At 69.6% G+C, this 15,378-nt stretch carries 13 protein-coding genes and 1 tRNA gene; 5 read left to right on the plus strand and 9 right to left on the minus strand.

Annotated features, from left to right (window positions below):
* Position 1: 1 nt before the first annotated feature.
* Both ACOZ4N_RS12155 and ACOZ4N_RS12160 read right to left on the minus strand, forming a co-directional pair.
* Positions 2-1,567 (minus strand): DNA-directed RNA polymerase subunit B'', encoded by a 1,566-nt coding sequence (locus ACOZ4N_RS12155; protein WP_424016643.1) that lies wholly within the window; start codon positions 1,565-1,567, stop codon positions 2-4.
* Positions 1,568-1,795 (minus strand): DNA-directed RNA polymerase subunit H, encoded by a 228-nt coding sequence (locus ACOZ4N_RS12160; RefSeq protein ID WP_129067932.1) that lies wholly within the window; start codon positions 1,793-1,795, stop codon positions 1,568-1,570.
* Positions 1,796-2,086: 291 nt separating this feature from the next.
* Between ACOZ4N_RS12160 and ACOZ4N_RS12165 the strand changes: the two genes are divergently transcribed.
* From ACOZ4N_RS12165 to ACOZ4N_RS12185, 5 genes are all read left to right on the plus strand, one after another.
* Positions 2,087-2,159, plus strand: a tRNA-Asp gene (locus ACOZ4N_RS12165).
* A gap of 424 nt (positions 2,160-2,583) precedes the next feature.
* Complete coding sequence (locus tag ACOZ4N_RS12170; protein WP_424016644.1) at positions 2,584-3,003, plus strand: group I intron-associated PD-(D/E)XK endonuclease; 420 nt, start codon at positions 2,584-2,586, stop codon at positions 3,001-3,003.
* 70 nt (positions 3,004-3,073) lie between these two features.
* On the plus strand, positions 3,074-3,730 hold the full coding sequence (locus ACOZ4N_RS12175) for a hypothetical protein (protein WP_424016645.1): 657 nt from the start codon (positions 3,074-3,076) through the stop codon (positions 3,728-3,730).
* 161 nt (positions 3,731-3,891) lie between these two features.
* Positions 3,892-4,197 (plus strand): winged helix-turn-helix transcriptional regulator, encoded by a 306-nt coding sequence (locus tag ACOZ4N_RS12180; RefSeq protein WP_424016646.1) that lies wholly within the window; start codon positions 3,892-3,894, stop codon positions 4,195-4,197.
* Positions 4,198-4,266: 69 nt separating this feature from the next.
* On the plus strand, positions 4,267-5,220 hold the full coding sequence (locus tag ACOZ4N_RS12185) for an AAA family ATPase (protein ID WP_424016647.1): 954 nt from the start codon (positions 4,267-4,269) through the stop codon (positions 5,218-5,220).
* Here ACOZ4N_RS12185 and ACOZ4N_RS12190 read toward each other — a convergent pair whose 3' ends face one another.
* The 7 genes from ACOZ4N_RS12190 to ACOZ4N_RS12220 all read right to left on the minus strand — a co-directional run bounded on the left by ACOZ4N_RS12190 (position 5,221) and on the right by ACOZ4N_RS12220 (position 15,348).
* On the minus strand, positions 5,221-6,870 hold the full coding sequence (locus ACOZ4N_RS12190; protein WP_424016648.1) for a DUF7519 family protein: 1,650 nt from the start codon (positions 6,868-6,870) through the stop codon (positions 5,221-5,223).
* Entirely contained in the window at positions 6,867-8,249 is a 1,383-nt protein-coding gene (locus ACOZ4N_RS12195) for a DUF58 domain-containing protein (RefSeq protein WP_424016649.1), read from the minus strand. The genes ACOZ4N_RS12190 and ACOZ4N_RS12195 overlap by 4 nt, the downstream gene beginning before the upstream one ends.
* Positions 8,249-8,965: a DUF7269 family protein gene (locus tag ACOZ4N_RS12200; RefSeq protein WP_424016650.1), complete on the minus strand. Its 717-nt coding sequence runs from the start codon at positions 8,963-8,965 to the stop codon at positions 8,249-8,251. The genes ACOZ4N_RS12195 and ACOZ4N_RS12200 overlap by 1 nt, the downstream gene beginning before the upstream one ends.
* Positions 8,962-12,003 (minus strand): transglutaminase domain-containing protein, encoded by a 3,042-nt coding sequence (locus tag ACOZ4N_RS12205; RefSeq protein ID WP_424016651.1) that lies wholly within the window; start codon positions 12,001-12,003, stop codon positions 8,962-8,964. The genes ACOZ4N_RS12200 and ACOZ4N_RS12205 overlap by 4 nt, the downstream gene beginning before the upstream one ends.
* 126 nt (positions 12,004-12,129) lie before the next feature.
* Positions 12,130-13,230, minus strand: a complete 1,101-nt coding sequence (locus ACOZ4N_RS12210; protein WP_424016652.1) for an aminotransferase class V-fold PLP-dependent enzyme — start codon at positions 13,228-13,230, stop codon at positions 12,130-12,132.
* Positions 13,231-13,262: 32 nt separating this feature from the next.
* Entirely contained in the window at positions 13,263-14,252 is a 990-nt protein-coding gene (locus ACOZ4N_RS12215; RefSeq protein WP_424016653.1) for a hypothetical protein, read from the minus strand.
* A 118-nt stretch (positions 14,253-14,370) separates the two neighbouring features.
* Complete coding sequence (locus tag ACOZ4N_RS12220) at positions 14,371-15,348, minus strand: fumarylacetoacetate hydrolase family protein (protein WP_424016654.1); 978 nt, start codon at positions 15,346-15,348, stop codon at positions 14,371-14,373.
* Between the last annotated feature and the right edge of the window lie 30 nt (positions 15,349-15,378).

The raw sequence follows: 15,378 nt of genomic DNA on the forward strand, positions 1-15,378 counted from the left end.
ATTAGTCGTCCGCTGGCTGCTGTTCGATGGACTCGATGCCCGGAATGCCTTCGACGCCCATCGACGCGAGTTCGTGTTTCAGCTCCTGTTCGTCCTCGATGTTCTGTGACAGCTCCATGGCCTGGGCGAAGTTCTTCACCAGCCCACAGTTGGGCCCCTCCGGCGTCTCGGAGGGACAGATCCGCCCCCACTGGGTCGCGTGCAGGTCACGCGCCTCGAAGTGGGGCTGACTGCGCGAGAGCGGCGAGCGCAGGCGGCGCAGGTGGGAGAGCACCCCCATGTAGTCCGTCCGGTCCACGAGTTGGGACACGCCGGATCGGCCACCCACCCAGTTGCCCGTCGCGATGGGGTGTTCGAGCCGCTCGGTCAGCACGTCCGAGCGAACCACGGTGGAAACCGACAACTGCCGGTTCCGCATGTTCGCACGTTCGAGCTGGTACTTCACGTCCCGTGCCAGCTTGTTCAGCGCCGTCCGGAACAGGTCCTTCATCAGGTCGCCGCTGACCTTGAGGCGCTTGTTGGCGTAGTGGTCCTTGTCGTCGGATTCGCGCCGACCGAGCGCCAGCTCGAAGCAGGCCTCGGCCATCCGGCAGAGGTAGTACGCCTTGTTGATCCGGACCTCCTCCTCGTCGACCCCGTCCTCGTGGAGGTGGGGCAGGAGGTACCGGTCGATGACGTAGTTGGCGCGTTTCAGCTGGTAGTTCTTGCCCTGGCCGCTGGCGACGCGTTTCCCGAGCGTCTCGATGGCCTCCTCGGTCGTCTGGACCTCGGCGGCCTCCAGGTTTTCGAGCATGAACTTCACGATCTCGGGGTCGTCGCTGACCCGGTGGACGATCTCCTCGTCGGATTCGAGACCGAGCGCACGCACGAGCGTGACGAAGTTGATGCTCCCCGAGACCGACGGGAAGGAGACTTCCAGGATGCCGTTCCGGGTCCGCTCACAGAGCACGAGGGCGCGGTACCCCCGCCGCTGGGAGAAGGTCTTGGCGACCTGAATCTCGTCGCCGTACTTGGTGTCGTACTCGGCGAGGATCTTGTTGGGGGCGAGGTCCTCGCTGGTCATCAGGACCCGCTCGGAGCCGTTGACACAGAAGTAGCCCCCGGGGTCGGCCGGGTCCTCGCCGATGTCGATCAGTTCGTTCTCGGTGAACCCGGAGATGTTACACTTGTTCGACCCGACCATGATCGGCATCCGGCCGATCTTTGTCTCGGTCTGGTCGACGACGTGTTCTTCTTCCTCCTTGCCGCCCTTGATGATCCGCATCTCCATGAACACCGGCGCGGCGTAGGTGATGTTCCGGAGCCGGGCTTCCTGGGGATAGAGCAGTTCCTCGCTCCCGTCGGCCTCCCGAACGCGGGGCGTGACGACGCGCACGTCGCCGAGTTCGACGTAGACCGGCTCCTCACCCTCCTTGTCGCCGATGTCGGTTTCGATGGTCGCCTTCTCGTCGACGACCTCCTGCATCCCCCGGTCGAGGAAGGCGTTGAACGACCGGAAGTGGTGTTCTGCGAGCCGTTCTCTCGAAAAGTACTCACGCGAAATCGCGCGTCTGTCGTCGATTCTCATTTATTCCACCACGAGACGGTATACGACTGCCTGATCCGTGGTGCGGGAGTCGCGGACGATCTCGATGACGTCGCCCACGTCGGCCTCGTCGGGGAGGGCCGGGTCCGCACGCTTGATCTTCGGCAGGTCTGTTCGGTCGATGTTGTACTCCTGAAGCACGTCCTCGAGTTCCTCCTCTGCGAGGACGCTGTGGTCCGGTACGAGTTCGTGTTCGCTTACGTCTACCATGTGTGGCCTGACTGGCTGGAGAAGGTTGCTGTCACGAGATACTACAGCGTCCTTGCGGTGGGGAGCATTTAAGACTTGTCAAAATCCGCCGAGCGCCGCTATGCGACCTCCCGCCGCCGGTGGCGGCGCGAGCGTGCTCACCACACAGTACGGGAACTGCGCACATAGGAGTTTGGGTTATTGTGGATCGTTCACACGCCGTCGGGCGGCGATGGGTCGTGGGAACGGGTGACGACGCCGGTCGCATTGGAAAGCCTTAATACTGCAACCCGGATACGATGAGATGCGTTCGCCCGGATGGTGTAGTGGCCCATCATACAACCCTGTCACGGTTGTGACGCGGGTTCAAATCCCGCTCCGGGCGTACTTTTCCCGCGAACTACCCGGCGAGAACCGCGTAGCGTGTTCTCGCCACCGTGAGCGGAAAATACCCCACGCGGGATTTGAAAACAAGGAGTCGCACGCCCGCGAGCGAACGTGGTGAGTGAGCGGGACCGTCTCCGCACGGGTTCAAATCCCGCTCCGGGCGTTTTTCGGGGCACACGAAACGAGGAGCGGAGCGACGAGTGAGCCGTGTTCGGAAAACGGTCTGTGGGATTTGAACCCTGGAAGACGAGCGAAGCGGGTCTTCACCCGGTTCAAATTCCGACCGACTCCGTCGGTCGGCGTGCGCGGTGGAACCGCGCACGCCCGCTCCGGGTGCTTTCTGCTGACGCCGCTGTTCGAGCCACTGTTCCAGGCCTACACGGCCAACTGTTTATTACCCAAAACGAGCAGAAGTGATCCCAATGGGTGCCACGAAGTCCACGGGAGACGAGTCCGAGGCGCGGATCATTCACGAGTTGCTCGCGGCCGGCTACAGCGTCTCGATTCCGTTCGGAGACAACGACAAATACGATCTGATCGTCGACGACGGGGAGCAGTTGTATCGTGTGCAGTGCAAGACGGCTTGGTCAAACAAGGAGCGGACGATCCGGTTCAATACGCACTCCCAGACGACGGCGAACGGTCAGTACCACGAGCAGACGTATCAGGATCGGATCGACGCATTCCTCGTTCGGTATCCACCGAACGAGACACTGTACTGGATCGACATCACCGAGGCGACGACACAGAAGATGGAGTTGCGGTTCGAGGCGGACATCGACCATCCGTCGATCAACTGGGCCGAAGAGTACGAGTTCGACGGAACGATTCCCTCTGCATGACTTGCACCCCCGTTCCCACGGCTGAGAACACGGACCAAAGCGTATAGTGCTGGGCGACGATACGTCGGGTATGAACAGCCGGGACGACGCGCCGCGGGAGATGCCGAAGGCGCTGGTCGAGGACTTCCTCCAGCAGGAGGCGGGGACCCGCGCGTTTCTCGACGATCTGCAGAAGCTGGCGGCCGAGGGGCGACACGAGACGGTCCGCGAGCGGTTGCGCGAGTTCGCCGAGCACTCTCAGGGAGCGTTCTTCGCGGTGGCGTTGAGTCTCGGGGGATCGGCGCAGTTCTTCGCGGACGTCGAGGCCCAGATGGACGTGGAGACGGGTGGGAAGCTCCGGGACCTGAAAGAGACCTACGGAAACCTGGCCGACGAGTTCAGCATCGTCCGCTCGGAACAGACCAAGGAGCGGCACAACCCGGTGACGAGTCTGAGTACGGCGACGACCTATCAGGGCGAGGAGGAGGTGCCGCTGGTCGAGTACACGCCCCTGTCGGGCGAGATGGAACTGTACGAGGGCCGGGAGTCGCCCGAGGAGATCCTCCAGATCGCGCACTTCCTGGTGCGGGCGACGACGGACGCGCTGGACGTGGCGCTGGAGAGCGATCAACCTGTGAACACCGAGGAGTTGAGCGCGCTGATCGACCGCCGGGAGGAACTGGAGTCGGAGCTGGGGGCCTTGCGCGACCAGATCGACGAGTTGCGGCGGACGCCGGTGGACGAGTAGCAGGCGGCCGACAGAAGGGAGGCCGCCGAACGAGCGAGCGGGTCGCCGGGACGCCTGTCGTCGGTAGGGCCTGCAAGTGTGCCAGACAGTGACGTTCCGGATTCGAGGGAGATACAAGAATTATATGTCGCGCGTGGGTACCCCTGTGAAGACACCCCAGTATGGACGAGCGACTCAGGAACCAAGTGGAGAAGGAGCGCCGAGATCTGACGATCCTGCAGGCGGTCATCGCGGACGGACCGATCGGGATCGTCAAGCTATCGGATCGGACGGATGTCCCCGAGCACAAGGTGCGGTACTCGTTGCGGATGCTGGAAAACGACGGGTTCATCGAGCCGACGCCGGAGGGCGCGGTGCCGGCCGAGGACATCGGTGAGCGACTCGAACGCGTCAACGAGGGTATCGACGAGTTGGTCGGTCGGCTGGAGCGCGTCCGTGACGACGAGGTCGTCGTCGGCGAATCGTGATCGGGGTCGGGGCGGCCGTCGTTCGGACACAGCACGAACATTCATGGTGACGAGTTTACACTTGATAGCATGGACGTGACAGACGCCGCCGGGGAGTGTACGGCGGTACTCGACGAGGTACAGTCGGCGGTCATCACGGACCGAACCTTTCTGGAGCGGGTGTTGACGGGGATTCTGGCACGGGGACACGTGCTGTTCGAGGACGTGCCGGGCGTGGGGAAGACGCTCACGGCGCGCAGTCTCGCGACGGCGCTGGGCCTGGAGTTCTCGCGCGTGCAGTTCACGCCCGACCTCCTCCCTTCGGACGTGACCGGGACGAACGTCTACAACGAGGGCGACGGGAGCTTCGAGTTCGCCGAGGGGCCGATCTTCGCCAACGTCGTCCTCGCGGACGAGATCAACCGCGCGCCGCCCAAGACTCAGGCCGCCCTGCTGGAGGCGATGGAGGAACGGCAGGTTACCGTCGACGGCGAGACCTACCAGCTCCCGGAGCCGTTCTTCGTGATGGCGACGCAGAACCCCGTCGAACAGGAGGGGACGTTCGCCCTGCCGGAGGCCCAGCGCGACCGCTTCATGATCAAGAGTTCGATGGGCTACCCCGAGCGGGACGGCGAACTCGAACTGTTGGATCGGCGGGCGAGTCGCACCGCGCAGGCACCGAGCGTCGGGCCGGTGGTCGATCCGGCGACGGTGCGGGAGCTACAGGAGGTCCCCGAGTCGGTGACCGTCGAGCAAAAGGTCAGGGAGTACGTGGTCGATCTCGGTCGGGCGACGCGGACGGACGAGCGCGTGGAGGTGGGCGTCTCGCCGCGGGGCATCCAGCGGTTGTTCGAGGCCGTCCGCGCGTACGCGACCATCGCCGGCCGGGACTACGTGGTGCCCGACGACGTGAAGCAGGTGGCCGACGCGGTGTTCGCCCACCGGCTCGTGTTGACCGCCGAATCGAGCGTCCGGTCGGTCTCGAAGCGCGCGGTGTTGCAGGACGTGCTCGACCGGGTGCCGGTGCCGACCGTCGAGGACTGATTACTCCCGGAGCGACGACAGCAGGACGATGGTCGTGCCGAAGGCGAGGATCACCGCGCCGGCCGCGAGCGTGGTGTCCGGGACCGACGGCACGAGCAGGTCGCTGGCGACCAGCAGTGCGAGCAGGAGGGCACCGACGACCGCCAGCAGGCCGACGACCAGACTCGCGCCGACGTGGACGAGTTCGCCCCGCGTCGTCGCCGCACCGCTCGGTAATTCTTCGCGGAGACTGGTCGCGAACTCGCCGGTGTCCCAGACGATCAGTGCGGCCGCGACCGCGAGGAAGGCGACCAGCGACGAGCCGCCAAAGAGGACGAGCAACAGGGCCAGCGCGAACACGGCGGCACTCGCGACGGTGGGACCGAGCGCCCGCTCGGGGAGGATCGGCGAACTCACCAGCACGGACAGGGAGACGAAGGCGATTCCGGCGAGGATGAGCGCGCCGAACGCGACCACCAGCACGGCCGTGACGACGCCCCCGCCCAGCAGTGACTCGACGGTCGGGCGGAGGGTCGCGGGGGCACGCGCGAGCAGTTCGTCGCTGCTGAGCAGCAGGTCGGCGACCACACCGAACAGGAGCGCGGTCACGAACGCGCCCAGCGGCGGCGTCCCCTGCCGGAGCAGGTCTGCTTCGGAGAGCCGGCGGACGCGCCGCCGGAGGCGCTCGCTGACGAGGATTGCCGCCATCGCCCCGATGGCGAGGACGAGCAGGGCGCGGACCCAGACGGTCGTCAACAGCCAGACGACGGGGGTCGCGACCGCTCCGAACCGGTCGGCCAGCGCCGCGGGCGTGGCCACGCCGGCGACGACCGCGACGGCGAACAGGACGATCGCACCGGCGGTTGCCGCCAGCAGGGCCCACCCGAGCCGACCCACGAGTCGGTCGAGTCTGGCCGTCGCCATCGGCCGCTGGCGCGGCGGGAACAGTTTCACGATGGGGATCGACCGCAGGACCAGCCGGAACAGAAAGAGCAGCAAGAGGCCGTACAGCAGGAGGGTCAGCAGGGCCGCGCTGCCGGTCGGGGCCAGCAGCGAGCGCCCGAGCGCGAGCAGTGGCTCGGGGCTGTCGACGACCAGTCGGGCCAGCGAGCGGACCACGGACTCCCAGGCGGCGATGGCGACGACGACGACCTGCGCGACGGTCAGCGGGACGAGCATGCCGACGAACCGCATGAACGACCCCGCCAGAACCTCCCCCTCGTCGAGGGGGACGGCGGTCAGCACCGCACCGAACCCGCTTCCCACGAGCAGGAGGACGGTCACGCTCGCGAGGTGACCCGCGGGTTGGCCCACGTCGAGTCCGAACGCGACGCCGACGCCGAGCGCGATGGCCAGCCCCATCGACGCGGGGGTCAGGAGCGCGCCGGCGGCGAACAGGACCGAGACGCGCTCGCTCCGGAGCGCGTACAGCCCGGCCGCCAGCAGGACGCCCGACACGGACGAGACTACCGTGAGCCGAACGCCGAGCAACTGCCAGCCGACGACCAGCGCGGCGAGGACGGCGACGACGCCACCGGCAAGCGCCGAGAGCTGTATTCCCGCGGCGGTCTCGGCGAGCGTCGCGACCACCCCGTCGCCGGTGCCGAGGCGCGGCAACACCGCCTCGTCGCGGGCGCGAGAGCCGCCGTCGGTGGCTCGCTCGTCGCTCATCGGTCCCACCCGCGCGTGGTCGTCAGCACGTCCGCGAGTGCCACCTGGAGCGGCGTGCCTGGTTGCCAGTCGGCGGCCGAGACGCCCAGCCGTTCGAGGTCGGTCAGCCGAAGCCGGCGCTGTACGTCGACCACCGCCTGCCCCGGCGTGGGATGGTGGCCGTCGCCGGCCCCGGTGACGTTCGGGCTGAGGACGGTCACGGCGTGACGGTTCGACAGCAGCGTTTCGACCACGTCGACCGGTACGTCGTCGACCAGCGGCGTGCAGAGGACGACCTGCGCGTGCGCGGGCAACCACTCCGCGAGTCGAAGCCCCAGCGCCGTGGCCTCGGGGTCGCCGGTCGCGCCGGCCTCGTCGGCGGCGTCCTCGGGCCCCTCCCGAGTGGTCTCCGCGCCGGCACCGTCGGTGGCCACGGGCGTCCGCGCGGCGTCGGTCGCGGCCGCCTCGGTGCCGTCGCCCTGCACCCGGTCGAAGAGGTCGTCCGCCGCCGACTCCGTGGCGGCCCCCCGGCCCGGCGAGACCCAGTCGCGGTCGTTGCCGGGCGAGAGCGTCGTGACGCCGACTCGGTGGCCCTCGGCCGTGAGCGTCACCAGGCCCTGGGAGGCGGCGTAGAGGACGTAATCGAGCGCCGACGGACCGCCCTGGGGCGGCTGACACCGCGCGGCCGGCCGGTCGTCGACGACGAATACGACGGCGGCGGCCCGCTCCTGTCGGTAGGTCACGGTCGCGAGTTCGCCCGTGCGAGCCAGGCGTCGCCAGTCGACGTGTGAGAGAGGGTCGCCCCGCCGGTACTCCCGGATGGCGTGGAACTCGATGCCGTCGCCGCCGGTGTCGGTCGGGGCCTGGCCCGCGAAGGGGGTCGTCAGGTCCTGCAACGGGAACTCGTCGAGGAGCGTCGTACACCGCAGGGTCTCGTCGCCGTCGGGCGCGAGCGTCGTCGTCCCCGTGACGGTGCCGGCGAGACTGCGCCCCCGGACCGCGACGGTCCCGAACTCGTGGGCCCCCCGCGGTGGTCGGACCGCGTAGGAGACGGTGGCCGACTCGTCGGGGCGGAGCGCGACGGCCCCGGCCGGCGACCCGTCGGCGACCGCCACGTCTTCGGGGACGCCGTCGACCAACCGGAGGTCGGGAATCGGACGGTCGCCGGTGTTCTCGACCGTGAGTTCGACGGTCACGGTGTCGCCGGGGTCGACCTGCTCGGCGTCGAACGTCCGCTCGATGGCCAGCGAGGGCGGCCCGAGACCGGTGACGTGGCCGTAGACGACGTACGCGAGCGGGATGGTGGCGACCAGGAAGAAGACGTGGTCGCCGACGTAGAGGCCGAGGGCACTGGCAAAGAGCGCGCCGACCAGCGCGCCGTGCCAGCGGGCGACGCGCATCACGCGTCGGTCACCTCGTCATGACCCGCGCCGGCCCGCTCGGCGGCCGCGTCGGGGGTCGTCTCGTCGGCCGTCCAGGTCCGCTCGGTCGCCGGTTCGACATCGCCCTCGGTCGCGGCTTCGAGCGCGTAGATCGCCCGGAGCGTCCGGATCGTCTGGCGGTGGAAGGCACCGTGTTCGCTGAGCATGTCGTTGAACCAGAGCCGGAGCGGCACGTCGGGCGCGTCGGCACCACCGACGAATGCCGCGGCGGCGGGGTCGTCGGTCCAGGCCCCCGTCTCCACGGCGCGGGCGGCCGTCTCCCAGTCACACCGGTGGGTGCGCTGGTACGTGTCTGTCGCCAGCCGGCGGAGGTCCTCGCGGACGACCGCCTCGCTGTCGGCCGAGCGACCGTCGACCTGCTGGACCGCCGCGAGTCGCCCGTCGAAGGTCTCGCCGACGACCGGCCCCGGCACGTCTCGCGCCGTGGGGTCACCGTCCACGGGGAGTGGCGGCGGGCGAGAAGCCGTCGTCGAGGACCACAGCCCCTGGACGACGGCGATCAGCCCGGCGACGACCGCGAGGCCGGCCAGCCCGACCGCCCCGGTCAGCGCGTCCATCGCGGCCGTCAACTGCGAACGCGGGATCGGCAGGAGGCCGGGCGCGAGGACGAGGACGGCCGCAGTGAGCAACACGACCCCCGCCGCTCCGACCAGCAGGCGCGTCCGGGAAATCACGACCGCTCACCTCCGTCGGGTTCGCTCGCGTCACTCGCCTCCCCCGGCGCTCCACCGTCGGTCGCCGTCGCACTCTCGGGGTCGTCGTCGGACGCGGGCGGCAGTTCCCGCCGGGCGTCGTCCACGTCGTCGACGTACTCGGCTGGGTCGCGCCGGCCGTACTCAACGTCCCGGATCGCGTCCCGAAGCGTCCGGACGGCGGTTCGGGGGAAGCCGGCGTCGACGCCCGCCCGGGCGAGTTCGCCGGGCGTCTTCGTCCGGTGATCGGCGACGGGCACCTGCGCGCGGAACTCCCGCCAGGCGCGCCGGACCCGTTCGCGGGCCGCCGGTTCGTCCGGCGTCGTGTCGGCCGTCGTCGCCGTCGCCCCGCCGGGCTCGGTCGCCCCGTCACCGCCGGGCAGTGAGTCACGAACCCCGGCGAGCAGCCCCCGGAGCGCGGCCAGCAGTCGGGCGAGGAGGGTCTGCGGTCCGGGGAGACGAGCGAGGTCGAACCGACGGGCACGGACGGCGGCCGCGAGTTCGTGCGCCAGCGTCGCGAGCGCGTCGCGGACACGGCGCAGGACGGCGGGCAGTGCGGCCAGGAGCGCCTCGCCGCGGACGGCGAGCGCGACCAGCGCCGAGACGAACGCACCCGAGAGCCAGTAGAGGGCGACCCGGACCTGTTCACGCAGGGACCGCCCGGCCGCGACCGCGCGTCGGCGGAGCAGGTAGGCTCCGACGAGGACCGCGAGCGCGAGGAGGGAGACGAGCGCGGCCGTCAGGAACTGCATTCGCACGGGCCGGGTCTCGGTGAGACCGGCGGGCGTCTCGACGGTCACCGTGGCCCCGGTCGCGAGGGGGAGCGAGACCGTCGCTGTGCCGTCTTCACCTGTTTCGACGGACGAGCCACCGACGCCGACCGTCGCGCCCGAAACCGGCTCACCGCCGTCGGTGACCGAGACGGTGACCGCGAGTCCGGGGAGGGCAAAGCCCGACACGGCGACGCTGAGGTTGGCGAGTTCGAGCGTCCGGTTGCCCGCGGCCTCGCCGCGTTCGACCCGAACCGACGCGTGTTCGCTCACCGGGAGCGACACGTCGAGGCGGCCGTCGGCGTCGGTGGTTCCCGCCGCGCTCCCGTTGACGGACACGTCGGCCCCGGCGACCGGGCGGCCGGCGATGGTGGCGTTGACCGTCACCGTCTCGCCCGGCCCGGACTCGCCGTCGATCCCCACGCGGATGTCCGTGGGCACGTCGAACGAACGGGTCGTGTTGGTCTCGTTTTCCACGGCGCGCTGGCGGGGCGTTCCCGTCGGGTCCGCGAGGGCGAGCGCGGCGCTCCCGGCGGGCGCGGCCGTCTCGTTGGGCACCGTGACCGTCACGTCCAGTGTCGCCGAGAAGGGCACCGTCCCCGTGACCAGCCCCGACGCGTTGGTCGTGCCGATCCGCCGGCCGTCGAACGCGACTGCCACGTCGGCCAGCGGTTCACCGTCACGCTCGACGCGGACGGCGACGGGCTGCCCGGGGACGGGATCGGACACCAGCGACACCTGCACGCTCGACGCGCCGTCCACGTCGAAGGTCTCGCCCGGACTGCCCGACTCGGTGTGGTTGTAGGTCTCGGCCAGTTCCGTGGCGTTCGCGTCGGTCCCGTTGCCACCGTCGCCGGTCCCGGACTGACCGTCCGAGGGCGACCGGCCGCCGGGTGATCCCCCGCCCTCGTTCGGGCGGAAGGGGTTGCCACCGTCCTCGCGGCTGGCGGATTCGAGGAAGCGGCGGGCGGCGGCCTCGGCGTTCCCGTTCTCGGCGGCGCGCTGGTAGGCGCGGAACTCGCTGGCCAGTCGGCTCCGGCCGGGCGTGGGGTCGAACCGTACCCAGCCAGTGTCGGGGACGTACACCTCGACCCAGGCGTGGGCGTTCATCGCGCGCACGAGGTACGTCCCGTTGGCGCGCGGTTCGCCCGTCGAGTAGCCCACGACGTAGCGCGCCGGGATGTCCTGGGTCCGGAGCATGACCGCCATCGTGCTGGCGAAGTACTCGCAGTAGCCCCGGTCCATCTCGAAGACGAACTGGTCGGCCACGTTCCCGCCCTCGTGGCTGGCGTTCAACGAGTACTCCTTGTTGGCCTCGAGCCAGCGCTCGATGGCGACGGCCGCGCCGTAGGGCGACTCGGCGTCGGCCGTCAGGTCGTCGGTGAACGACCGGAGGCGGTCGGGCGTCGAGTCGGGGAGGGCAGTGTACCGCTCTGCGATGCCGTCGGGGTAGTCGGTCCCGGCGGCCCGGAGTCGGGCGGGGTCCCGGGGCGGTGCCGCGCTGGTCACCGTGTAGGTCGAGTTCGCCGGGAGTCGGTCGCCCCTGTACTGCAGGCCGCCCTGGCCGGTCAGCCGGACGTTCTCGGTGCGTGGGCCGTCCACGTCGACCGGTTCCCAGGCCGCCGGGAGCGCCGAGGCCGACTGGAGGAGGCGGTACTCCTGGGTGATCGTGCGACGGTCGTCCGCGGCGACCCCCGGGCTACGCGGCCAGTAGGCGCGAGTCGCCCGTCCCTGGTCAGTCCAGCCGGTTCCAGTGTACCGTGCGTAGGCCCCGGTCCGCCAGTAGGTCGCGGCGGAACTCCGCACGAGAAAGTGCGGTTCGGAGGACTGGCTCCGGAGGCTGTCCGACAGCGGTGACCCCTGCGAGCCGACGCCGGTCCGCTGGCCGGGGTCGAGCGCGCCGAAGCCGCTCCCGCCGCTCGTTCCGGGGCTCCGTCTGCCGGTCCCCGCCCCTTGCGACGCGCCGGCCCCCGAGAGCGAGCCCATCAGGCCGTCGACCAGCGAGGCCTGCCCGCCGGCGCCACCGCCCGCGGACCCGCCGGCCCGACCGGCGAGAACTTCGCCGAGTGCGCCGCTCCCGTCGGCCGGTTCCGCCTCGCCGGACGCGTTGCCTGGCAGCAACGACCGCCCGGGCGCGTCGGCCCCCACCGCCGGCAAGACGAGGGCGACCAGAACGAACCCGGCGATGGCCAAGAGGGCGACCGCCGTGCGTGCCCGCTCGCGTGAAGCCGTCTCCGCGTCGGATGCCATAGTGAATATCGTCGCCGGCGGGCCACCCCCGCGTGCCCCGCGAGCCGCCCGCCGGTACGCTCTACCTGATTCAGCGTCAGGAGGGAATTAAACATTCGGTACGAATTATCAGTTCCGATCACCCAGTCAGAGCGCCCCGAGAAGCCGGTCCACGTCGGCCGCCGTGTTGAACACGTGGATCGACGCCCGGACGGTCCCGTCGGGTAGCGACCGGATGACGACGCCGTCCTCGCCGAGGCACTCGACCAGCGCTTCGGGGTCGTCGGCGCGGAACGTGACGAGCCCCGACTCGTACTCGCGGGGTGAGAGGCAGCGGTCGCCCAGCCCCGCCTTGAGCCGGTCGGTGAGCCGCTCGATCCGTGCCTGGACGGTGTCCAGCCCCACGGCCCGAATTCGGTCGATGGCCGTCCCGAGCGCGACGTGGGGCGCGGGCGAGACGGTGCCGATCTCCAGTTTCTGGGCACCGGCCGACAGGTCACAGCCCGGTGCGCTCGGGTCGTCGACGCTCCGGTAACTGGCCCGCCGAGGCTCCAGTTCCGCGGCGAACGCGGGATCGACGTGCAGAAAGCCCGCGCCCCAGAGTCCGAGCAACCACTTGTGGCCGGCACCCGCGACGGCGTCGGCCCCCCACTCGGTCACGTCGACGGGGTGCTGGCCGGGCGACTGGACCGCGTCGACGACCACCCGCGCCCCGGCGTCGTGGGCCACGTCGACGATTTCCGAAACTGGGAGGCGCGTCCCGTAGTTCCAGGAGAGCGAACTCAGACAGAGCAGACTGGCTTCCGAAACCGCGTCCTTCACCGCGTCCATCTCGACGCGGCCGGCCTCGGTTTCGAGGACGTGGGTGTCGAGGCCGTACACGTCGGCGGCCCGCTCCCACGGCAGGATACCCGCCGGATGTTCGAGGTCGGTGTACGCCACGGTGTCGCCGGCTTCGAAGTCGACGGCGGCGGCGATCCGGGAGAGTCCGTCGGCGGTGCTGTTGGTCAACGCGAGGTTGTCGGGGTCCGCGCCGACGAACTCGGCGATATGCTCGCGGGCGGCCCCGAGTTCGTCGTAGGCCATCCCGTAGGGTTCGCCGGCGGCGTGGGCGTCGTACTCGTGGCGTTCGAGGAAGTCGGTCGCGGCCTCGACCACCGGGCGCGGGCTGGGGCCGCTCGCGCCGGTGTTCAGGTAGACGGTGTCGTCGACGGCAGGAATCTCGTCGCGCAGGTCCTCGGGGTCCATGGCGGGCGTTCGGCGGCCAGCCGTTTGAATCCTCAGATGGCGGAGCCGCCCGAATCGGTCGACTCGCATCGTTCCAGCGCCGCCTCCCCCTGCTGGGCCAGGTCCTCCCCACGCTGGTCGGTTCCGGCTGCGAAGGCGTCGGCACTGCGCTCGAAGTAGTCGGCCGCGGCGGTGAACGCGTCGACCTGACAGCGAATCTCCGAGAGCCCCTGCGCCGCGTCCAGATCCAGTTCCGAGGCCTCGATGGCGTCGGCCCGCGACGAGGCGGTCTGGAACTTCGCTTCCGCACGTGACAGCACCGACGCAGCCGTCCCGAACTGTCCGTTCTGGTACGATTCCAGCCCGTCGAGGAACAGCACGGTCCCCTCGAAATAGGGTCGCATTATACCGACGAGGTCCCCGAACAGGTTCGTCTGATCGCTGATCGCCTCGATTGCCGTCCGCAGGGGCGCGACCGCGACGGAGACGTCCGCGAGCGCGGCCGTCTCGATCCCGTCTATCGCCGACAGTGCGTCGTCCAGGGAGGGGCGTGCGTCCGAGAGGGCCGATTCGACACCGTCGAGTTCGCTGACGGCCTGACTGTACTGTTCGGCCTCGACGGCAATGTCGACATCCTCGTTCCACCTGACGGACGCAGTCCCGAACGCTTCGAAGCCAGCGGCGGCGTCGGCCTGGACGTCCGCGAGGGTCCGGAGCTGCGCCGCTGTCTCGCGCTGGCTCTCGTCACCGCTCGCGTCGGCCGCGTCGAGGTCCGAACGGACACCCTCGAGGCGATCCGTCACGGCCGTCCGGTCGAACGTGGCCGGTTCCTCGGTGTCGCGCTCCACCCGATCGACGAACCGGGAGAACTGGTCGTTGTTGGCCGACAGCGCCGTACTCGCGGCTCTGAGTCGGGCATCGGCGGTTGCTGTGTCCGGCGTCGCCGTCTCGGTCGGGGCGTCGGTACCCGCGTCCGTCGCCCCGTCCGTCTCCGGCGGTCCCGACTCCGATCCGAGGTCCGAACAGCCGGCAAACGCGGTCAAACCGGCCGTCGCTACACTCGTTCGGAGGAACACACGACGATCCATAGCAACAATCGACGGTGTCGTTCAAAAGAAGTACCGGCGATTCCGAGGCGAGAAACGCGAGGCCGACGGCCAGTCAGGGTTCGACCACGGTGTTTTCTAGCGTGCCCAGGCCCTCGATGGAGATGGCGACGGTGTCGCCGTCGTCGAGGAACTTCCCGAGTTCGAGTCCACAGCCGGTGCCGACGGTGCCACTGCCCAGCACGTCGCCCGGATAGAGGGTCTCGGCCTCGGCGGTGTGCTCGACGATTTCCCCCCAGGAGTGTTCCATCTCGCCGACGGTCCCCTCCGACCAGGTCTCGGTCTCGCCGTCCGCGTCGGTGACCTCGACCGAAAAGTCGGCGTTCGGGAGGTCCAGTTCGTCGGGCGTCACCAGGTAGGGGCCGAAGGCGTTGGCGAAGTCCTTCCCGCGGGCGGGGCCCAGCCGGGCGTCCATCTCCTCGCCCTGCTCGTCGCGGGCCGAGAAGTCGTTGAACAGGGTGTAGCCGGCGATGTACTCCTCGGCCTCGTCGGCGTCGATGCCGGTCCCCCGCTGGCCGATCACCGCGCCGATCTCCAGTTCGAGGTCCCAGAGGTTCGAGTAGGGCGGCCACTCCACCACGTCGCCGTCGCCGACGACCTGATCGGCGTTGCCCTTGTAACAGACGGGCCGGTCGTACCACACGTCGGGAATGTCCCCCATCGTGTTGGCGACGTGTTCCTCGAAGGCCATGTAGTCCCGCAGGGAGTTGGGTCGCGGAACCGGGGCCAGCAGGTCCACCTCGGCGGGATCGTACCGGAGGCGCGCGCCGCCGGGCCCCGTCTCGGCGTCGGCGTCGGGGACCCACTCCAGCACTTCCGCGGCGGCGTCGAAGGCACGCTGGCCGCGCTGGAGGAAGGAGATCATGTCCGCGGGCGCGATGGTCTCGGCGAGGTCGACGGGTGCGGCCTCCCCGTCCATCGCGAGGACGTACGCGTAGCCGGCGTTCACGTCGAGCAGCTCACCCTCGTGTTCGACACCGACCCGTCGGGCTGGCCCGACGGGCGTCTCGACCGCGAAACTGGCGAGTCGCATACTCGCACCCGGGGACGGGTCGCAGGTATA

Source organism: Halorientalis pallida (assembly GCF_049605515.1).
GTDB lineage: Archaea > Halobacteriota > Halobacteria > Halobacteriales > Haloarculaceae > Halorientalis > Halorientalis pallida_A.

Coding starts and splice junctions, on each gene's coding strand:
- ACOZ4N_RS12195 (WP_424016649.1), bottom strand. CDS start 8,249: ATGCGCGTCGCCCGCTGGCACGGCGCGCTGGTCGGCGCGCTCTTTGCC.
- ACOZ4N_RS12190 (WP_424016648.1), bottom strand. CDS start 6,870: ATGAGCGACGAGCGAGCCACCGACGGCGGCTCTCGCGCCCGCGACGAG.
- ACOZ4N_RS12175 (WP_424016645.1), top strand. CDS start 3,074: ATGAACAGCCGGGACGACGCGCCGCGGGAGATGCCGAAGGCGCTGGTC.
- ACOZ4N_RS12155 (WP_424016643.1), bottom strand. CDS start 1,567: ATGAGAATCGACGACAGACGCGCGATTTCGCGTGAGTACTTTTCGAGA.
- ACOZ4N_RS12170 (WP_424016644.1), top strand. CDS start 2,584: ATGGGTGCCACGAAGTCCACGGGAGACGAGTCCGAGGCGCGGATCATT.
- ACOZ4N_RS12180 (WP_424016646.1), top strand. CDS start 3,892: ATGGACGAGCGACTCAGGAACCAAGTGGAGAAGGAGCGCCGAGATCTG.
- ACOZ4N_RS12160 (WP_129067932.1), bottom strand. CDS start 1,795: ATGGTAGACGTAAGCGAACACGAACTCGTACCGGACCACAGCGTCCTC.
- ACOZ4N_RS12220 (WP_424016654.1), bottom strand. CDS start 15,348: ATGCGACTCGCCAGTTTCGCGGTCGAGACGCCCGTCGGGCCAGCCCGA.
- ACOZ4N_RS12210 (WP_424016652.1), bottom strand. CDS start 13,230: ATGGACCCCGAGGACCTGCGCGACGAGATTCCTGCCGTCGACGACACC.
- ACOZ4N_RS12205 (WP_424016651.1), bottom strand. CDS start 12,003: ATGGCATCCGACGCGGAGACGGCTTCACGCGAGCGGGCACGCACGGCG.
- ACOZ4N_RS12185 (WP_424016647.1), top strand. CDS start 4,267: ATGGACGTGACAGACGCCGCCGGGGAGTGTACGGCGGTACTCGACGAG.